The 18193-nt window shown below is 60.2% G+C and carries 18 protein-coding genes and 1 pseudogene; 7 read left to right on the forward strand and 12 right to left on the reverse strand.

Annotation, left to right across the window (positions count from 1 at the left end; genetic code table 11):
• Positions 1–23 precede the first annotated feature (23 nt).
• From ACYZT6_RS04490 to pdxH, 4 genes are all read left to right on the forward strand, one after another.
• Positions 24–2534, forward strand: coding sequence for a beta-galactosidase (locus ACYZT6_RS04490; protein ID WP_462025893.1), 2511 nt, complete (start codon positions 24–26; stop codon positions 2532–2534).
• Positions 2535–2751: 217 nt separating this feature from the next.
• The gene (locus tag ACYZT6_RS04495) at positions 2752–3897 is read left to right on the forward strand and encodes a serine hydrolase domain-containing protein (protein WP_462025894.1); all 1146 of its coding nucleotides are present in this window, start codon (positions 2752–2754) and stop codon (positions 3895–3897) included.
• A 114-nt stretch (positions 3898–4011) separates the two neighbouring features.
• Positions 4012–5136 (forward strand): OmpA family protein, encoded by a 1125-nt coding sequence (locus ACYZT6_RS04500; RefSeq protein ID WP_462025895.1) that lies wholly within the window; start codon positions 4012–4014, stop codon positions 5134–5136.
• Positions 5137–5160: 24 nt separating this feature from the next.
• Positions 5161–5808, forward strand: a complete 648-nt coding sequence (gene pdxH, locus ACYZT6_RS04505; RefSeq protein ID WP_462025896.1) for a pyridoxamine 5'-phosphate oxidase — start codon at positions 5161–5163, stop codon at positions 5806–5808.
• A 5-nt stretch (positions 5809–5813) separates the two neighbouring features.
• On the opposite strand, the pseudogene ACYZT6_RS04510 reads toward pdxH, so the two are convergent.
• Positions 5814–6049, reverse strand: a pseudogene (locus ACYZT6_RS04510) (hypothetical protein).
• Between the two features lie 166 nt (positions 6050–6215).
• Between ACYZT6_RS04510 and ACYZT6_RS04515 the strand changes: the two are divergent.
• Positions 6216–6680: an outer membrane lipoprotein gene (locus ACYZT6_RS04515; RefSeq protein ID WP_084321772.1), complete on the forward strand. Its 465-nt coding sequence runs from the start codon at positions 6216–6218 to the stop codon at positions 6678–6680.
• Between the two features lie 97 nt (positions 6681–6777).
• Here the strand turns inward: ACYZT6_RS04515 and ACYZT6_RS04520 are convergent, their stop codons facing one another.
• From ACYZT6_RS04520 to nhaA, 4 genes are all read right to left on the reverse strand, one after another.
• Positions 6778–7032: a colicin E3-like toxin immunity protein gene (locus ACYZT6_RS04520; protein WP_462025897.1), complete on the reverse strand. Its 255-nt coding sequence runs from the start codon at positions 7030–7032 to the stop codon at positions 6778–6780.
• Between the two features lie 47 nt (positions 7033–7079).
• The gene (locus ACYZT6_RS04525) at positions 7080–7310 is read right to left on the reverse strand and encodes a DUF7683 domain-containing protein (protein ID WP_462025898.1); all 231 of its coding nucleotides are present in this window, start codon (positions 7308–7310) and stop codon (positions 7080–7082) included.
• Positions 7307–8515: a colicin E3/pyocin S6 family cytotoxin gene (locus ACYZT6_RS04530; protein ID WP_462025899.1), complete on the reverse strand. Its 1209-nt coding sequence runs from the start codon at positions 8513–8515 to the stop codon at positions 7307–7309. Before ACYZT6_RS04530 ends, ACYZT6_RS04525 begins: the two co-directional genes overlap by 4 nt.
• A 120-nt stretch (positions 8516–8635) precedes the next feature.
• A complete protein-coding gene (gene nhaA, locus ACYZT6_RS04535; RefSeq protein ID WP_462025900.1) occupies positions 8636–9823 on the reverse strand; it encodes a Na+/H+ antiporter NhaA in 1188 nt (395 codons plus the stop codon).
• 246 nt (positions 9824–10069) lie between these two features.
• On the opposite strand from nhaA, the gene ACYZT6_RS04540 reads away from it, so the two are divergent.
• Entirely contained in the window at positions 10070–11167 is a 1098-nt protein-coding gene (locus tag ACYZT6_RS04540) for a PLP-dependent cysteine synthase family protein (protein WP_462029908.1), read from the forward strand.
• Positions 11168–11297: 130 nt separating this feature from the next.
• Here the strand turns inward: ACYZT6_RS04540 and ACYZT6_RS04545 are convergent, their stop codons facing one another.
• The 3 genes from ACYZT6_RS04545 to ACYZT6_RS04555 all read right to left on the reverse strand — a co-directional run bounded on the left by ACYZT6_RS04545 (position 11298) and on the right by ACYZT6_RS04555 (position 14439).
• Positions 11298–12911, reverse strand: coding sequence for an NAD(P)/FAD-dependent oxidoreductase (locus tag ACYZT6_RS04545; RefSeq protein WP_462025901.1), 1614 nt, complete (start codon positions 12909–12911; stop codon positions 11298–11300).
• A gap of 94 nt (positions 12912–13005) precedes the next feature.
• The gene (locus tag ACYZT6_RS04550) at positions 13006–13662 is read right to left on the reverse strand and encodes a COG3650 family protein (RefSeq protein ID WP_462025902.1); all 657 of its coding nucleotides are present in this window, start codon (positions 13660–13662) and stop codon (positions 13006–13008) included.
• 177 nt (positions 13663–13839) lie between these two features.
• On the reverse strand, positions 13840–14439 hold the full coding sequence (locus tag ACYZT6_RS04555; RefSeq protein WP_462025903.1) for a short chain dehydrogenase: 600 nt from the start codon (positions 14437–14439) through the stop codon (positions 13840–13842).
• Between the two features lie 105 nt (positions 14440–14544).
• Here ACYZT6_RS04555 and ACYZT6_RS04560 point away from each other — a divergent pair, with 105 nt between their 5' ends.
• A complete protein-coding gene (locus tag ACYZT6_RS04560; protein ID WP_462025904.1) occupies positions 14545–15453 on the forward strand; it encodes a LysR family transcriptional regulator in 909 nt (302 codons plus the stop codon).
• Between the two features lie 157 nt (positions 15454–15610).
• On the opposite strand, the gene ACYZT6_RS04565 is transcribed toward ACYZT6_RS04560, so the two are convergent.
• Genes ACYZT6_RS04565 through ACYZT6_RS04580 form a run of 4 tightly spaced genes read right to left on the reverse strand, consistent with a single transcriptional unit; the run spans position 15611 to position 18049 of the window.
• Positions 15611–16105 (reverse strand): DoxX family protein, encoded by a 495-nt coding sequence (locus ACYZT6_RS04565; protein WP_462025905.1) that lies wholly within the window; start codon positions 16103–16105, stop codon positions 15611–15613.
• Entirely contained in the window at positions 16102–16863 is a 762-nt protein-coding gene (locus ACYZT6_RS04570; protein WP_462025906.1) for an HvfC/BufC N-terminal domain-containing protein, read from the reverse strand. The genes ACYZT6_RS04565 and ACYZT6_RS04570 overlap by 4 nt, the downstream gene beginning before the upstream one ends.
• Positions 16860–17714: an MNIO family bufferin maturase gene (gene bufB / locus ACYZT6_RS04575; RefSeq protein ID WP_462025907.1), complete on the reverse strand. Its 855-nt coding sequence runs from the start codon at positions 17712–17714 to the stop codon at positions 16860–16862. The genes ACYZT6_RS04570 and bufB overlap by 4 nt, the downstream gene beginning before the upstream one ends.
• Before the next feature lie 26 nt (positions 17715–17740).
• Positions 17741–18049 (reverse strand): BufA1 family periplasmic bufferin-type metallophore, encoded by a 309-nt coding sequence (locus ACYZT6_RS04580; protein WP_462025908.1) that lies wholly within the window; start codon positions 18047–18049, stop codon positions 17741–17743.
• Positions 18050–18193: the final 144 nt, after the last annotated feature.

Here is an 18193-nt window from a genome sequence, read left to right on the forward strand (position 1 = left end):
TCGTTAGGGAGAACCACGTTCCTATGATTCGCCGTTCGTTGCCCGCTGTATTTGCCTTGATCTTCTCAGCCCCTTTGCTGGCAGCCCCTGCCGGCCAACAGACGCTGTTCAACTTTGTGCGCCCCGCCGATGTGGTCCAGGTGGCGACTCAGGATGCCAGCCTGCCGCAATCCAATGCGGAACAAACGGCCGAAGGCGAAGTGTTGCGTCGGGTGACGTTCAACCCGGTGGCGCAACCGAACTTGCGTCTGACCCCGCAAACCGGTGCCTGGGACTGGTCGCAGTCAGGCGTGATGAGCTTGCGGATCCAGAGCGCGATGGACTGGGCCGTGACCCTGTACGTGAAAATCCAGAGCAACGATGGCAAGACGCTGATCAGTCGTGTCGATTTGCCGGCCGGACCGGCGCAGACCTTGCTGGTGCCGCTGCAACCGAGTTCGCCGCTGAGCCAGGGCATGAAGGCCGGGCCGCCGATGCCGATGACCTTTGACGGCCAACGCGTTTTGCTGGCCAGCAGCGCCGGTGAGTTGGATCGCAGCCAGGTGGTGTCGGTCACGTTGTCGATGGATCAGCCGAAAGTGGCCCAAAGCATTTTGCTTGAGCGCTTCGGCGTGCAGGACGGTGAAGCGGTGACCAAGGCTGCCTATGGCGGCCTGGTGGACGCCTACGGTCAATCGACCCGGGCCAAATGGCCGGAGAAGGTCGGTAGCGATGAGCAACTGAAAAGCGCCGCCGCCAAGGAGCAACAACAAACCAACACTTGGCTCGCCGAGCGCCAGAAGTTGTCCCTGGACAAGTTCGGCGGCTTGAACAAAGGCCCGGCGTTCAAGGCCAGCGGTTTTTTCCGCACTGAAAAGCGTGACGGTCGCTGGTACCTGGTGACCCCGGAAGGGCATCCGTTCTATTCGCTCGGAGTCAACACCGTGACCCCGGACGTCAACCAGACCTACATCGCCGGCCGCGAGTGGATGTTTGAATCCCTGCCAAAACCAGACGAACCGATGGCCAGCCATTATGGCGAAGGCGACAACCGTGGCGGCAACGGCGTCGATCAGGGCCGTGGCTACAACGTCGGTCGCTGGTACGACTTCTATGGCGCTAACTTGCAGCGCCTGTATGGCGAACCTTGCGCGCTGGGCAGCGACACCAAGGCAGGTGTCGCCGAAGCGGCCAAGGCTGACGCGGTCGAGGCCACGGCCGATAAGGCTGCCGTGCAACCTGACGCGGCGACGACTGCCGAATCCGGCGTCGCCGAAGCCGCCAAGACCGGCGCGGTCGAAGCCACCGTCGCGAAAGCCGTTGAGCAAGCCCCCGCCGAACCCTGCAAAGCGGTGGTTGATGAAAAACGCTGGGCCAGTCAAACCCTGGATCGCCTGCAAGCCTGGGGTTTCAACACCGTCGGCAACTGGAGCGCCCCGGCGCTGGCCAATGCTGACCGTGTTCCATACACCTTGCCGCTGTCGATCGTCGGCGATTACGCCAGCATCAGCACCGGCACCGATTGGTGGGGCGGTATGCCCGACCCGTTTGACCCGCGTTTCGCCATGGCCACCGAACGGGCCGTGGCCATCGCCGCTCGGGACCATCGCGACGATCCATGGCTGATCGGCTACTTCGCCGACAACGAACTGGCCTGGGCCGGCCCCGGCGACGATCCGAAAGCCCGTTACGCGTTGGCGTATGGCACCTTGAAAATGACCACCGACGTGCCGGCCAAACGTGCTTTCCTCAAGCAGTTGCGCGACAAGTACCGCAACCAGGCCGGCCTTTCCAAGGCGTGGGGCATCGACCTGCCTGCGTGGGAACTGATGGAAGACCCGGGCTTCGTGCCGCCGCTGCCGAGCGCCGAACACCCGGAAATCGAGGCCGACTTCAAATACTTCCAGAAGGTCTTTGCCGATACCTACTTCAAAACCCTCTCCGATTCCCTCAAGTGGCACGCGCCGAATCAGCTGTTGCTGGGCGGTCGCTTCGCCATCAGCACCCCGGAAGCCGTGGAGTCCTGCGCGCAGTATTGCGATGTGGTGAGCTTCAACATGTACACCCTGCAACCGCAGGACGGCTATGACTTCGCCAAGTTGCGCAGCCTGGACAAACCGGTGCTGATCACCGAGTTCAATTTCGGCTCCACCGATCGCGGCCCGTTCTGGGGCGGCGTAACGCAATTGGCCAAGGAAGAAGACCGTGGGCCGGCGTATGCCAACTTCCTCAAGCAAGCGCTGAGCGAACCGTCGATTGTCGGAGTGCACTGGTTCCAGTACCTCGATCAACCGGTGACCGGCCGCCTGCTGGATGGCGAGAACGGTCACTTTGGCCTGGTGGGCATTACCGATCTGCCATTCCAGGGCTTCGTCGATAGCGTGCGCAAGAGCAACCTGGCGACCGTCGATCAGTTGGGTAAAGAGGCGGAGAAGGCCAGGGCTGAAGCAGAAAAAGCCAGCCATGAAGGCGAGGGTGGCAGGAAAGCTGACGCCGGCAAAGGTGCGGGGCAGGGTGCGGGTCATGCGGGCGGGCATTCCGCCAATGGCCACTGAGTCCTGCTGGACCGCGATATCGTTCTTCGCGGGCAAGCCTCGCTCCTACAGGTCCATGCGATCCGTAGGAGCGAGGCTTGCCCGCGAAGGCGGCTTCAAAGGCACAACAAGTTTCTGATCCAATCCACGGGCACCGACCGCCCAGCCCGCACCTGTTCCCAAATCCCCCAAGGGCTGGAACAATGCGGGCCACTTTATAGAATTCGGGGAGTTGCGGGTGCAGATTCAGGGTCATTACGAGCTTAAGTTCGAAGCGGTACGCGAAGCTTTCGCGGCGCTGTTCGACGATCCTCAGGAACGTGGCGCGGCATTGTGCATCCGGGTCGGTGGCGAAACCGTCCTCGACCTCTGGGCCGGTACCGCCGACAAGGATGGCCTTGAAGCCTGGCACAGCGACACCATCGCCAACCTGTTCTCCTGCACCAAGACCTTTACCGCGGTCACGGCCCTGCAATTGGTGGCCGAAGGCAAGCTGCAACTGGATGCCCCGGTGGTTCGCTACTGGCCCGAATTTGCCGCCGCCGGCAAAGAATCCGTCACCTTGCGCCAGTTGCTCTGCCATCAGGCCGGTCTGCCGGCGCTGCGCGAGTTGCTGGCGCCCGAAGCGCTTTACGACTGGTACACCATGGTCGATGCCCTGGCCGCTGAAACGCCGTGGTGGGCACCGGGTGAAGGCCACGGGTACGCGGCGATCACCTACGGCTGGCTGGTGGGCGAGTTGCTGCGTCGTGTCGACGGTCGTGGACCGGGTGCATCGATTGTGGCACGGGTCGCGAAGCCTCTGGGGCTGGATTTTCACGTTGGCCTGGCGGACGAAGAGTTCCACCGCGTGGCGCACATCGCCCGTGGCAAGGGCAATGTCGGCGATGCCGCGGCCCAGCGTTTGCTGCAAGTGACCATGCGTGAACCGACCGCCATGACCACCCGGGCCTTCACCAACCCGCCGTCGATCATGACCAGCACCAACAAACCCGAATGGCGCCGGATGCAACAACCGGCCGCCAATGGCCACGGTAACGCCCGTAGCCTCGCTGGTTTCTACGCCGGACTGCTCGACGGCAGCCTGCTGGAAAGCGAAATGCTCGAGGAGCTGACCCGCGAACACAGCCTTGGCGAAGACAAGACTTTATTGACCCGGACCCGTTTTGGCCTGGGTTGCATGCTCGATCAACCGGATGTTCCGAATGCGACCTACGGCCTCGGCCCGCGGGCATTCGGCCATCCGGGCGCTGGCGGCTCCATCGGTTTTGCTGACCCGGAACACGATGTGGCCTTCGGTTTTGTGACAAATACCCTGGGGCCGTACGTCTTGATGGATCCACGCGCGCAGAAACTTGCGCGAGTACTGGCCACTTGTCTGTAAAACGCACTCACGGGCCCCAGGGCCGGAACCCGAAGGCCTTTATGGTTTCCAAGCGTCTGTTTATCCGGGTCATGCCGGCCTGATTTTTTATGATTTCATTTTTGTGGATATCCAATGTCATTCAATAAAACCACCCTTGCCTTGGCCCTGTGCGTCGCTATCACCGGTTGTGCACAGACTCCACAAAGTGATTCGGATGGCAGCAGCTGGTGGCCGTTCGGCTCCTCCGACAAAGTCGCCGCTAAAGATTCCGCCCCGGCCCCGACTCCGGCTCCCGCACCGCTGAAGCCTGCCGTCACCGCTCCAGTGGCCAAGGCTGAAAGCTCCAGCCCATGGTACTGGCCGTTCGGTTCCGACGAAGCGGTCGACAAAAAGCCAGAAGTAAAACCTGAAGCAAAGCCTGAAGCCAAAGCTGTCGAAGTCGCCAAGGCTGAAGCCGATGCCGGTGGCAAATGGTGGTGGCCGTTCGGTGGTAAAGAACAACCGACCGCCAAAGCCGTGCCGATGCCGGATCCTAAAGTCACCCAGGCCTGGCTCGACGATTACGAGCCGCGCCTGCGCGACGCGATCAAGGACAGCAACCTGAAACTTGAGCGCCGTGAAAACGTGTTGGTGGTTATCGCTCCGGTAGAGGGCTCGTTCAACCCGGACCGTCCAGCCATGTTGCTGCCGGTGACCCTCGGCCCGTTCACTCGCGTCGCGAAAATCCTTGAAGTCGATCCAAAGACTGCCGTGCTGGTGCTCGGCCACAGCGATACCTCGGGCGCCGCACCGGCCAACGTGAAATTGAGCCAGGAGCGTGCCCAGGCCGTGGCCGCGATCTTCCGCCTCAGCGGTTTACAGCGTGATCGTCTGATGCTGCGCGGCATGGGTGGCGAAGCTCCGCGTGCTGCCAACGACAGCAATGAAGGTCGTGCCTTGAACCGTCGTGTGGAATTGCTGGTCACTCCGCAAAACACCATGGTCGCGTTGCTGAGCAAGTACAACATGCCGGCTCCGGCGCCAGTGAAGTTGGTTGCTGCCCAAGACGTCAAGCCAGTGGTCAAGCCGGTTACTCCTGCGCCAGCCGCGAAGAAAGCGGATGTACCTGCCGCGAAAAAAGCCCCGGCCAAGAAAGCGGCCAAGGCTCCAGCGAAGAAAACACCGGCTAAAACGGCAACACCTGCGAAAAAAACGGCGCCAGCCAAAGCCGCAGCGGCTGACAAGAAAGTCGTTGCCGCCGATGCAGACAAAAAGTAATTCGTTAACCAAAAGGAATGCGCCATGACCCAGGGCCTGGCTGATATGCGTCGCGACTACACCCGTGATGGCCTGACCGAGGCGCAAGCCCCGGCCGAGCCGTTCGGGCTGTTCCATCAGTGGTTTGCCGACGCGGTGAAAACCGAGCAACCGCCGGTGGAGGCCAATGCCATGACCCTGGCCACGGTCGATCAGGACGGTCGGCCGCATTGCCGCATTCTGCTGCTCAAGGGCCTGGACGAGGAGGGCTTCACCTTCTTCACCAACTACGACAGCGCCAAAGGCCAGCATCTGGCGGCGAACCCGTTCGCCGCCATGACGTTTTTCTGGCCGACCCTGGAGCGTCAGGTGCGCATTGAAGGGCAGGTGGTGAAGGTCACGGCTGAAGAGTCCGACGCCTATTTTCAGGTCCGCCCGCTGGGCAGTCGTCTCGGTGCCTGGGCTTCGCCCCAGAGCCGAGTGATTGCCGATCGCGCTGAACTGGAAGCGCTGCTCAAAAACACCGAGCAACGTTTCAGCGACACTCAACCGCACTGCCCGGAACACTGGGGCGGTTACCGCTTGCTACCCGAGCGCATCGAGTTCTGGCAAGGCCGTTCGAGCCGCCTGCACGATCGCCTCAACTACCGTCAGCAAGGCGCCGACTGGATTCTTGAACGTCTGGCACCTTAAGCAGTCTACCGATCGGGATAGCCCGCCGCAGCGGCTTCAAGCCACTGGGCAGGTCCCGGCGCTTGATCTTCTGCGCCTGAGCACTTGCCAGTTGCTCGAGCATGAACGCTTTTTTCTGCTCGTCCTTACCCGCCAGTGCCAACGCCAGATCGCGGTCCATCCAGCGTTTGATCCGCACGTACAGCCACCCGTGGAAGTACAAACCGGCGACAGTGGTGACAACAATGATGAAGTAATCCATGAAAATCCTTGGGTCGGTGGCGCAGATTTTTCAATTTGCCGCTACTGTGTGGTGAGTTCTGAGGCCCCTGTACCGGGCCTGAATGAAACCAATTTTATCCGTGCGATGCCGTGACAGGCGTCATGCAGCGGAGTTTAATGAATACCTGTCCTTTGGAGTTGATGCTATGCGTAAGTCTGTTCTGCTGGTTGCTTCCTTTTCCACGATGGCGATGTTGCTCACCGGCTGCCAATCGAGCCTGACCGGTGACTCCTACTCCCGTGACGAAGCGCGTCGTGTGCAGACCGTTCGCATGGGCACCATCGAATCCCTGCGTCCGGTGAAAATCGAAGGCACCAAGACCCCGATTGGCGGCGCAGCGGGCGCAGTGGTCGGCGGTGTCGGCGGTAGCGCCATCGGCGGCGGTAAAGGCAGTATTGTCGCAGCGGTCATCGGCGCCGTCGCTGGCGGCCTGCTCGGTTCGGCCACCGAAGAAGGCCTGACCCGCACACAGGGCGTCGAAATCACCGTTCGCGAAGACGACGGCAGCATGCGCGCCTATGTGCAGCAGGTTCAGGAGAATGAAGTGTTCCGTGTGGGCGAGCGGGTGCGGATTGCTACTGTAGATGGGACTAGCCGCGTTTCGCACTAAGCGGGAACGAGCGGTAAAAGAAAACCCCGACCGGGTGACTGGTTGGGGTTTTTTGTGTCTGCTGCCTTTACCCATTGCCGCCAGCGTACTTGTTCGATTACCAATTTTCGCGGTAGTCAAAAGAGATTTGGTAGTCCGAATCGGTGATTTCAATCGTGTGGCGAAAGTAAGGCTGGATGATGGCGACCCATTGGCTACCAACATTAAAACCTCCGTTGTTGATGTTGTTCTCTACAGGGATTCCGAGGGCATTGAGTACTGATTCATCATCGCCCAGATCATCAGAGAACTCCTCGCCCTGAAAATTTTCCGTTGGCTTGTCAAACCATTCCAGCCTTAGTTTTAATCCCATCGTCGTCCCATAAGTATTTCTTGAGGATGTCGGGGGTATCTGTTGCATCACACGTTGCACGTAAGTTGGAAGTAATGGTCCGTGTCGTGGATGGACTTTCCTATCAGTCGTTCGATCGCTGATAGTTGCATCTGGGAAAGGTTATAGCCTTCCCAGCCTTGCTGATCTTCAGTCCAGCCCATGATGGTTTTGACTTGCTCATCGCAACCGTGTGGTAGCTCAATGACAAAGGCTTGGAATTCCGTTTTTTTGTCAAAAGCTTCTACTAGATATCTCAAGGTTCAACCCTCCTTACCTTCTTCTTGGACTTTTTGTTTTTTGATTTAGGCGTCTGCTCACCTGTATTTGGATCGAACTCCCCGATGTGTTTGCCTCTAGCGTCATACATCTCGATCGCACCATGCATAGAGTCCCATTCCAAAATTAGCCCTTTTGCCGTTTTCCATCGTTTACGAAGCGCTCCGCCACCTAAAACTGGTGTTTTACGACTCGCGACCTTCGCATCTGGGTAGGCGGGAAGTACTTCAGGTGGCGGGTAGTATTCGTGATCTCCATTTCGGACGTTGACAACAATGTAAACCGGCTTTATCCCCGAACCCACCGGAAACACAAGAATGAAATCCTTGTACTCAGGCGGATACACCGGATTCACAATAATCCCGTCTGCCGCTGGCGTAGGCGGATACACCCAAATATGCGGCGCTTGCGGTGCAGCCTCCAGCGCTGGAATCCCGAGAATGTCTGAACCATCCACAGCCGGTGTCCAGATCAGCTCAAACCCATCCCCCAGATCCGCCACCTGCTGGCTGCCGCGCAACGTGAACTGCACAACATCAACCAATTCCCAACCGCGGTTCTTGCCGGTGTAGAAGCCATACCCCTTGAGACGGCCGTCAGCCTGTTGCTCAACCTGTAGACGAACGCGAGTCCTGGCCTGTTTCAAGGCGCGCAACTGATCTTCGGTATAGAGCGCACTGTCGCCCAGGCTTGGCGTCCAGAACAGCGCGACCACAGTGGCCAATGCGGTGGCCCCGGCAACGCCGATTGCGGCGACCGGAACAGCGAGCGCCGGGGCACTCAGTGCAAGTCGGCCAATGCCAAGCGAGACGGTACTGCCGCTGATGGTTTCGAGATTCAGCAGCCCGGCATCGTCTGCTTCACGGGCGCCGAGCCAGGCGACTTCGCCGTAATCCTTGAGGCTGTCGGTGGGCACCATGCCCGAAGGATTCGAGTAATCGATGATGGCGTCCGGCAGCCTGCAGGACTTGGCGAAGACGCATCCGGCACGAACGGATTCGTTCTTTTTTGCGACGACCTCACGGCTGCGCTCGAAGGCGTCTTGCCTGGCGAGCATCGCATCGTAAGCGTTTTGTCGGGCGTCCCGTTCGGCCAGTTCGGTGGCCGTCATGAAGCGGTGAGTGACGTAATGTCCGTCGCCGGACGGCGGGTTTTTAACCCTGGGGATTTCCTTGTTGCCAGCCACTGATCTTCCTTGCGTTCGTACGTCGGCAGCCCCCAGAAAGGGACTGTGCGACGTTAACGAACGGGGCTAATCGTGGCTGTAGGACGAATCCTGAATGTCGTTAAGAGTGTTCTCTATCACTCAGGACTGCAGCGCGGTGCGCTTGCGACTCGCTGCCGCCGTCACCGCATAACCGATCAAGGCCGCGAGAATCGAACCGGTCAAAATGCCCATCCGGTCCATCCCTGCGTATTCACTGGCGCCGGGCACGAAGGCCAGGGAGCCGACAAACAGGCTCATGGTAAAGCCGATCCCGCAGAGGATCGCCACACCCAGCACCTGACCCCAGTTGGCACCTTGGGGCAGGGCGGCGATGCCGATTTTCACGGCCAGCCAGGTCAGGCCGAACACACCGAGCGTCTTGCCCAGCAACAGGCCAACGGCGATGCCCATCGGCACAGGGTGGGTGAAGCTTTCCATGGTCACGCCGCTCAAGGACAGGCCGGCGTTGGCGAAGGCGAACAGCGGCAGGATGCCGTAGGCCACCCAGGGATGCAGGGCGTGTTCGAGGGCCAGCAGCGGCGACGGTTCGGCGTTTTTCGTGCGCAATGGAATGCAGAACGCCAGGGTCACACCGGCCAGCGTCGCGTGGACACCGCTCTTGAGCACGCAGACCCAGAGGATCAAACCGATGATCATGTACGGCCCAAGCTTGACCACGCCGAGCCGGTTCATCGCGATCAGCGCGACGATGCAAGTTGCGGCCAATGCCAGGGAAAGGGTCGACAGCGTGCCGGAATAGAAGATCGCAATGACGATGATGGCGCCGAGGTCGTCGATGATCGCGAGGGTCATCAGGAACAGTTTCAGCGACACCGGCACGCGCTTGCCCAGCAGGGCGAGGACGCCGAGGGCGAAGGCGATGTCGGTGGCCATCGGGATGGCCCAGCCACTCAGGGCGGCCGGGTCGTCGCGATTCAAAAACCAGTAGAGCAGCGCCGGAACGACCATGCCGCCAATCGCTGCCGCGCCGGGCAGGACGATTTGCGAAGGTTTCGACAGCTGACCGTCGAGGACTTCGCGCTTCACTTCCAGGCCGATCAGCAGGAAGAACAGGGCCATCAGGCCGTCGTTGATCCACAGCAGCGCCGGTTTGGCGATTTGCAGCGCACCGACCTGCGCCACCACCGGCGTGTCCAGAAAACTGCTGTAAAGCCACGACAACGGGGAGTTGTTGATGATCAAAGCCAGGGCTGCCGCAGCGATCAATAACAGACCGCTGGCAGCTTCCAACTGAAAGAAACGCGTGAAAGTGCTACGCAGAGGCAAGGTCGCTCTCCATCGAAAAACAAAAAGGTGGCACACCCTAACCCGTACCGTTAGTTGTTAAAACAAAAGTTATATTCTTTTTTGTTATATGCCGTTACAACGCGAAGGGCCGGCACGGACCTGAGCCTAGCAGTTGCCAGACGTATTGGGCCTCAGCTGTATCTGTGCGTGGCGTGGGATTTTTCCTAAGCTTATTGGTTGAGCCTTGCGACAAGGCCGACTCTTGCCTGATTCAACGAGAAAACCATCATGAGCGACAACCGACAGTGGGCCCGCGAAGCCATCCGGATCATCGAAGCCGACTTCCAGCGCAGCGCCGACACCCACCTGATCCCCTTGCCGCTCCCGGGTTTCCCGGGCATCGAGTTGTATTTCAAGGATGAGTCCAGCCACCCCACCGGCAGCCTCAAACACCGCTTGGCGCGCTCGTTGTTCCTCTATGCGTTGTGTAACGGCTGGCTCAAACCTGGCGCTCCGGTGATTGAAGCGTCCAGTGGTTCGACGGCGATTTCCGAGGCCTACTTCGCCAGGTTGCTGGGGTTGCCGTTCATTGCGGTGATGCCGGCGACCACGTCCAAAGAGAAAATCGCGCAGATCGCCTTTTACGGCGGCAAGAGTCATCTGGTCGACGATCCGACGCAGATCTACGCCGAGTCCGAGCGTCTGGCCCGCGAGCACGACGGCCACTTCATCGACCAGTTCACCTACGCCGAACGCGCCACCGACTGGCGGGCGAACAACAACATCGCCGAATCGATCTTCCAGCAAATGCGTTTCGAACGGCATCCGGAACCGAGCTGGCTGATTTCCAGCCCCGGCACCGGCGGCACCACCGCGACCCTCGGTCGATACGTGCGTTATCGCCAGCATTGCACCCGCGTGTTGTGCGCCGATGCCGAGCGTTCGGTGTTCTTCGATTTCTACAGGACCGGTGATGCCAGCTTGCGACTGGATCACGGCTCGCGGATTGAAGGCATTGGCCGGCCACGGGTCGAGGCGTCGTTCCTGCCCAAGGTGATCGACGCGATGGTCAAGGTACCGGACGCGTTGTCGCTGGCGGCCATGCATTACCTGGCGCAGCATTTGGGTCGTCGTGTCGGCGGATCGAGCGGGACCAACCTGATTGGCGCCTTGATGGCGGCGGGGCAGATGGCAGCGGCGGGGGAGTCGGGGTCGATCGTGGCGATTCTGTGTGATGGCGGCGAGCGTTATGAGACCAGCTATTACGATCAGGAATGGCTCAAGGCCCAGGGGTATGAGTTGAGTGGGTTGATGGATGTAGTGGCGGCGAGTGTAGAGCGTGGTGAGCTGTTGCCGGATACCGTTTTGCGCGCCAATATCTAAGTCGCTGACCTTGTAGGAGCGAGGCTTGCCCGCGAAGAACGATAATGCGGTCTTTCAGGAAGACTGCGTCAACTTCTTCGCGGGCAAGCCTCGCTCCTACAGGGTTTCTTGGTGTTTCAGGAAATGCCGATCAGGCCTCGAGGCCGAGGATGTCGCGGGCAACCGCTTCCGCAATCCGAATCCCGTCGACACCCGCCGACAGAATCCCGCCCGCATAACCCGCGCCTTCACCCGCCGGGAACAACCCCTTCACGTTCAGGCTCTGCATCGACTCGTTACGGGTAATCCGCAGCGGCGACGAGGTGCGTGTCTCGATCCCGGTCAACACGGCGTCGTGCAGCGAGTAGCCGCGAATCTGCTTCTCGAATGCGGGCAGTGCTTCACGAATCGCTTCAATCGCGAACGCGGGCAGAGCCAGCGCCAGATCACCCAAGGCAACCCCTGGTTTGTAGGACGGTTCAACGCTGCCCAACTCGGTGGACGGCTTGCCCGCAATAAAATCGCCAACCAATTGCGCTGGCGCTTCGTAGTTGCTGCCGCCCAGTACAAAGGCGTGGGATTCCAGGCGTTCCTGCAACTCGATGCCCGCCAGCGGGCCGCCCGGGTAATCGACTTCCGGGGTTATCCCGACGACGATCCCGGAGTTGGCGTTGCGCTCGTTACGCGAGTATTGGCTCATGCCGTTGGTGACCACGCGGCCCGGCTCGGACGTCGCCGCCACCACGGTGCCGCCCGGGCACATGCAGAAGCTGTAGACCGAACGGCCGTTCTTGGCGTGGTGCACCAGTTTGTAGTCGGCGGCTCCGAGTTTCGGGTGGCCGGCGTATTTGCCCAGGCGCGCGCGGTCGATCAGCGACTGCGGGTGTTCAATGCGGAAACCCACCGAGAACGGCTTGGCTTCCATGAACACGCCACGGCCGTGGAGCATACGGAAGGTGTCCCGGGCGCTGTGGCCCAAGGCGAGAATTACGTGTTTGGAATGGATCTGTTCGCCGCCATTGAGCTCGACGCCGACCAGTTGGCCGTCCTCGATCAACACGTCGGTGACCCGCTGCTGGAAGCGTACTTCGCCGCCCAGCGCACGAATCTGCTCACGCATGTTCTCCACAACGCCGGTCAGGCGGAACGTACCGATGTGCGGTTTGCTGACGTAGAGGATTTCTTCCGGTGCGCCGGCCTTGACGAACTCGTGCAGGACTTTGCGGCCGATGAATTTCGGGTCTTTGATCTGGCTGTAGAGCTTGCCGTCGGAGAACGTTCCCGCGCCGCCTTCACCAAATTGCACATTGGATTCCGGGTTGAGCACGCTTTTACGCCACAGGCCCCAGGTGTCTTTAGTGCGCTGACGCACTTCGGTGCCGCGTTCGAGGATGATCGGCTTGAAGCCCATCTGCGCGAGCAGCAGCCCGGCGAAAATCCCGCACGGACCGAAACCCACAACAACAGGACGGTGCTCAAGATCAGCCGGCGCCTGACCGACAACCTTGTAGCTGACATCCGGCGCCACGTTGACGTTACGGTCATCGGCGAACGAGTGCAGCACCGCGGCCTCATCGCGAACGTTGAGGTCGATGGTGTAGATGAAGCACAGTTCAGAGGACTTTTTTCGCGCATCGTAGCTGCGCTTGAACAAGGTGAAATCGAGCAGGTCATCGCTGGCGATGCCCAGGCGCTGCACGATGGCAGGGCGCAGGTCTTCTTCGGGATGGTCGATCGGCAGCTTGAGTTCAGTGATTCGTAACATGACAGGATCCGGTTCGCGGGGCGCACAACTGCGCCAAGGCGTTTGAAGGCGGCGATTATAAGCCCCAAACGCCGGTCCCGTGAGGCAAAAACGATCAGTCGTTACGCGCGCCGCCGAAATACCCACAGCCGCGTTGCACCTGACCATCGATGCGCAGCTCGGCGCTCATGTGCTGGACGCTGCCGGTGGTGCTGTCGACGCAACGTTGCGGCGCGACCCACAGTTCGATGTGCTGGTTATTGGCTTCGGTGCTGAGATTGAAACGGCCATCGCCCAGCTGTTCTTCAACGTACGGCACCGCCAGAGGTGGCTGACCGGCTCGGTCGATGACCATGCCTTTGCCACTGACCTTGACGTTCCACTCGGGCGAGTGGCCGGCGGCGCGCAGGATCAGCAGTTTGAAATTGGGATCATCGCACGCGGTGCCCGAGCGTTCGACGCGGTACAGCTGCTCCAGGTCCAGGCGGCTATCGGCAACGATGTTCCCACGCACATCGGCGAACAGCTTGCCCTGAGCATCGGCGAGGGACGCAGCCTCTTGCAGGACGCTGGTGCCGCCGGTGTCATTGACCACATAACTGCGCTGCTCATTGCACGGCTGGAACAGCAACTTGCCGTCCGCCGCCGTCAACTGACCCTGCATGCGGGTCTGGCCCACGTGGGAGGCATTTTCACGCGGGCCATCCAGCAACTGGCAGGCGGCGAACAACGGAAGCAGGGCAACAAGGACTAAGGAACGGGCAACACGCATCTTTGGCACTCCAGACAAGTGCCGCCACGTTACGCAGCCTGACCGTTCATCACAACCCCGGCGATGATCTCCTGTAGGAGCAAAGCTTGCTCGCGAAGGGGCCAGTACATCCAGCATCGTCGTGAATGACCCATCGCTTTCGCGAGCAAGCTTCGCTCCTACAGTGAGGGTGGTGTATCAGCCGACGTGAAAGGTCTGGCCGGTCTGTAGGCCCTCTACGCTTTTGGCGTAGGCCAATGCCACATCTGCTGCGGGAACCGGCTTGTAGCCACGGAAGTACGGCGCGTAGCTGCCCATGGCTTCGACCAGAACGTTGGGGCTGATCGAGTTCACCCGCAGGCCGCGAGGCAGTTCGATGGCTGCCGCACGAACGAAACTGTCCAGCGCGCCATTGACCAATGCCGCCGAGGCGCCGCTGCGAATCGGGTCGTGGCTGAGCACGCCGGTGGTGAAGGTGAACGAGGCGCCGTCATTGGCGAATTCACGGCCGATCAGCAGCAGATTGACCTGACCCATCAGCTTGTCTTTCAGGCCCAGCGCAAAACTCTCTTCGCTCATTTCATCCAGCGGCGCGAAGGTGACGTTACCGGCAGCGCAGACCAGGGCGTCGAACTTGCCGGTTTTCTCGAACAGTTTGCGGATCGAGGCGCTGTCGCTGATATCCACGTTGAAATCGCCGCTGTTACGGCCGATGCGGATGATGTCGTGACGCTGGGACAGCTCCTTGTCGACCGCTGAACCGATGGTGCCGCCTGCGCCTATCAAAAGAATTTTCATCGTGCTGTTCCTCGAAGTGGTTGAACGAGGTTGCAGTCTAGAGTGGTTTTTTCCGTTGATAAGCGCGCTAATAGGCAACCTTTGGTTTTCAAATGGAAACAATCCATGAGCGAGATGGATGATCTGGCGGCGTTCGCGGTGTTGATCGAAGCGGGCAGTTTCACCTTGGCGGCGCAACAATTGGGTTGCAGCAAGGGGCAGTTGTCCAAGCGCATCAGCCTGCTGGAAACACGGTTCTCGGTGGTTTTACTGCAGCGCACTACCCGCCGTTTGAGTTTGACGGCGGCAGGCGCGGCGCTGTTGCCGCAAGCTCAGGCGCTGGTGGTACAAGTCGAGAAGGCGCGTCAGGCATTGGCGCGTCTGAAGGACGACATGGCCGGGCCGGTGCGCATGACGGTTCCGGTATCGCTGGGGGAAACGTTCTTCGATGGCTTGTTGCTGGAGTTTTCCCGTAAGTATCCAGACGTGCAGATCGAGTTGGACCTGAGCAACAGCTACCGTGATTTGTCCCGCGACGGGTTTGATCTGGCGGTTCGCTCTGATGTCAGTAATGACGAGCGCCTGGTTGCCCGACCGCTGCTTGCCTGGCACGAAATGACCTGCGCCAGCCCGGCGTATCTCGAACAGTACGGTGAGCCGCAGACGCCCCAGGCGTTGGCCGAGCATCGCTGCCTGCTCAACAGCCATTACAGTGGTCGCGAAGAATGGCTTTATCACCAGCAGCACGAATTGCTGCGGGTGCGGGTCTCGGGGCCGTTTGCCAGCAATCACTACAACCTGCTGAAAAAAGCGGCACTGGCCGGCGCCGGCATTGCGCGGTTGCCTTCTTACCTGCTGCAAGCGGAATTGGCTGACGGACGATTGCGCTGGCTCCTGCGCGATTATCAGACGCGGAGCATGCCGATGTACCTGGTGCATCCGTATCAGGGCGGGCTGCCGAAACGCACTCAAGTGTTGGCGGATTATCTGATTGGCTGGTTCAAACGTAGCGGCGAGGCGTTGGCGCGCCTTTGACTTCGCACTGACTTTGTAGCAGCTGCCGAAGGCTGCGTTCGGCTGCGCAGCAGACGTGAAATCAGTCGCTGCGGTCTGTCAGGTAAACCGCATTTCCGGATTTCGCGACCGCTTCGCGTTCGAACGCAGCCTTCGGCAGCTGCTACATGGGGCTGCGTTAGCGGGCGAAATGTCGGGCGATCAGGTGATCGATCGACAACTTGCCCGGCCCGGTGGCCATCAGGTACAGCAGCACTGCAGCCCAAGTGCCATGGGTCGGATAAGCATCGGGGTACACGAACAATTGAATGGTCAGGGTCATGCCCAGCAGGGCCAGCGCCGAGAACCGCGTGGCGAAGCCGATCAGGATCAGCGTAGGGAAGAAATGCTCGGCGAAGGCTGCCAGGTGCGCCGCCAGTTCCGGGGACAGCAATGGCACGTGGTACTCACTCTGGAATAGCGGGATGGTCGAGTCCGCCAGATGTGGCACGCCCAGCTGGAAGGAGCCGTCAAACAGGTCGATGGCCAGGCCTTCGACTTTGGTTTGCCCGGACTTCCAGAACACCGCGGCGATGGAGAAGCGCGCGATAAAGGCGATCAGGCTGTGGGGGATCATCTCCAGTAACGCGATGGCGCGGGCGATGGGGTTCTGTGATTCAGACCGGGTGTTCATGGCGATACCTTGTTGTTGTGTAAACGAGTGAAGGCGTTGCGGCTGATCAGCAGCGCCAGGGTTTGGCTAAGGTCGAAGGCCGGGGCTCCTTCCAGCGCCTGCATCAGTGACTGGCCGTTTTGCAGGTTCTGAATGAATGCGCTGGCACCCTGATCGATGGCAAATACCTCAACCTCCAGACCGTTACGCAGCACCAACGCGTGCTGTCCGTGGTTCAGATCAATTCCTGCCAGCGTCGCGTCCTGTTGATGCGCAGCCCAGATCGCGACCACGGCACAGGCTGAATTCAACAGGTTGAGGGAGGGGTGAAGTTCGACGGTGAGCTCGCTCAGGGCCTGCGGATCGGCGAGCGCTGCGGCGATCTGCTCATGGTCCACGGGTTGCGCATCGGCCGCGTGATAGGCCATGACTCGCAGGCGCTCCAATCGGCCGACATCGGCTAGATAAGGCACGCTGGCGGCGGGCGCAAAGCCTTCGATGAAGGCTGCGAAATCATCGCCGTAGCCATTCATCAAAGGGCAGCGGGGCGGGGTGCTTTGCACATAAATCCCGGCCATGGCGCGGAAGAACTCTTCGCCAACCAATTGCAAAACCACGGGGTAACTGTCCGCAAGTGCGTTGATCAGCGAGCTCTGCACATTGTTGCGATACACCGCAAAACGGCTGGCCGGATCGGCGCCATTGGCACTGAATAATCCATCGGGGCAGGACTGTTCCGGATCGAGCAGGGCGGCCGCGAAATCGGCGTGATTGCTCATGACCGGACCTCGGCGCACAGCAACAACTCATCGGCCTGACGCGCTTCGGCGTGCAGCACGCTAAAGGCGGGCAGTTGGTTGTCGCGTTCGATCAGCGTCGCCATCGGACCGACGCGCTCCAGCACACGCACGTACAGCGCCCACACGGCGTTATCGATAGGCGCGCCGTGATCGTCGATCAGCAGACGGTCACCGAGGCTGTCGGTGTCTTCGGCAAATCCGGCCAGATGAATCTCACCGACGGCGCGAAGGGGCAGGGCGTCGATGTAGGCCAAAGGATCGCGTTGATGATTGATGCACGATACGTAGACGTTGTTCACGTCCAGCAACAACCCGCAACCGGTGCGGCGAATGACTTCGCTTATGAAGTCGGCCTCATCGATCGTCGAGCGCTTGAACGCCAGGTACGTCGCCGGATTCTCCAGCAGCATTGGGCGCTTGAGCGTGGTCTGCACCTGATCGATGTGTTCGCAGACGCGGTTCAGCGTGGCGTTGTCGTAGGCCAGCGGCAGCAGGTCATTGAGGAACACCGGGCCATGGCTGGACCAGGCCAGGTGTTCGGAAAAGGAGTGGGGTTGATAGCGCTCGATCAGCTCGGCAAGGCGTTGCAGGTGTTGAAGGTCCAGCGGACCTTCGGCACCGATGGACAGGCCAACGCCATGCAGCGACAGCGGATACTGCTCACGGATCAACCCCAGATAGTGATGAAAAGGGCCGCCGGCCACCATGTAGTTTTCGGCGTGGACTTCGAAGAAACCGATGTCCGGTTGTGCACCGAGCACTTCACGAAAGTGCCCGGTCTTGAGCCCCAGCCCGGCGCGGGGCGGCAGCCCGAACGGTGAATTGTTCATGGTCGACACTCAGGCTGGGAGGCGGATCAGGCTTTGGCTTTGAAGGCTTCCATCTGACCGAAACCGGTCGGCGAGGTCTTGCTTTCGGTGGTGGCGCAGGTGCCTTTCGGAACCAGTTTCCAGGCGTTGGGCTGGAAGTCGGTTTTCGCGGTGCCTGCGCACGTGGTGCCAGCGCCAGCTGCGCAATCGTTATGACCTTTCATAGCCACGCCGAAACATTTTTCCATGTTGCTGTTTTCGGCGGCCTGGACGGTGGAGACAGCGGCCATGCTCAGCGCAGAACCAAGGGCCAGAACGAGGGCGGTGGCGGACAGGGTGCGGGTGGTAGCAGTCATGATGTTTCTCCGTTGTTTGAGTTTTGGTAAGCCATGTTTGTGCTGGCTTACCCCTCTAGAGAAAGGTCATCGCGATGCGTTACAGCCGCGCTCAAACTTTTTTACTGCACTGATCATTCCCATGCTTTGTGTGGGGTGCGTGAT

This window comes from Pseudomonas sp. RT6P73, assembly GCF_054897715.1.

What these genes read in the sequence shown, in the direction of transcription:
- ACYZT6_RS04490 (WP_462025893.1), top strand. Translation starts at nt 24, where the DNA reads ATGATTCGCCGTTCGTTGCCCGCTGTATTTGCCTTGATCTTCTCAGCC.
- ACYZT6_RS04500 (WP_462025895.1), top strand. Translation starts at nt 4,012, where the DNA reads ATGTCATTCAATAAAACCACCCTTGCCTTGGCCCTGTGCGTCGCTATC.
- pdxH (WP_462025896.1), top strand. Translation starts at nt 5,161, where the DNA reads ATGACCCAGGGCCTGGCTGATATGCGTCGCGACTACACCCGTGATGGC.
- ACYZT6_RS04515 (WP_084321772.1), top strand. Translation starts at nt 6,216, where the DNA reads ATGCGTAAGTCTGTTCTGCTGGTTGCTTCCTTTTCCACGATGGCGATG.
- ACYZT6_RS04520 (WP_462025897.1), bottom strand. Translation starts at nt 7,032, where the DNA reads ATGGGATTAAAACTAAGGCTGGAATGGTTTGACAAGCCAACGGAAAAT.
- ACYZT6_RS04545 (WP_462025901.1), bottom strand. Translation starts at nt 12,911, where the DNA reads ATGTTACGAATCACTGAACTCAAGCTGCCGATCGACCATCCCGAAGAA.
- ACYZT6_RS04550 (WP_462025902.1), bottom strand. Translation starts at nt 13,662, where the DNA reads ATGCGTGTTGCCCGTTCCTTAGTCCTTGTTGCCCTGCTTCCGTTGTTC.
- ACYZT6_RS04555 (WP_462025903.1), bottom strand. Translation starts at nt 14,439, where the DNA reads ATGAAAATTCTTTTGATAGGCGCAGGCGGCACCATCGGTTCAGCGGTC.
- ACYZT6_RS04560 (WP_462025904.1), top strand. Translation starts at nt 14,545, where the DNA reads ATGAGCGAGATGGATGATCTGGCGGCGTTCGCGGTGTTGATCGAAGCG.
- ACYZT6_RS04565 (WP_462025905.1), bottom strand. Translation starts at nt 16,105, where the DNA reads ATGAACACCCGGTCTGAATCACAGAACCCCATCGCCCGCGCCATCGCG.
- ACYZT6_RS04570 (WP_462025906.1), bottom strand. Translation starts at nt 16,863, where the DNA reads ATGAGCAATCACGCCGATTTCGCGGCCGCCCTGCTCGATCCGGAACAG.
- bufB (WP_462025907.1), bottom strand. Translation starts at nt 17,714, where the DNA reads ATGAACAATTCACCGTTCGGGCTGCCGCCCCGCGCCGGGCTGGGGCTC.
- ACYZT6_RS04580 (WP_462025908.1), bottom strand. Translation starts at nt 18,049, where the DNA reads ATGACTGCTACCACCCGCACCCTGTCCGCCACCGCCCTCGTTCTGGCC.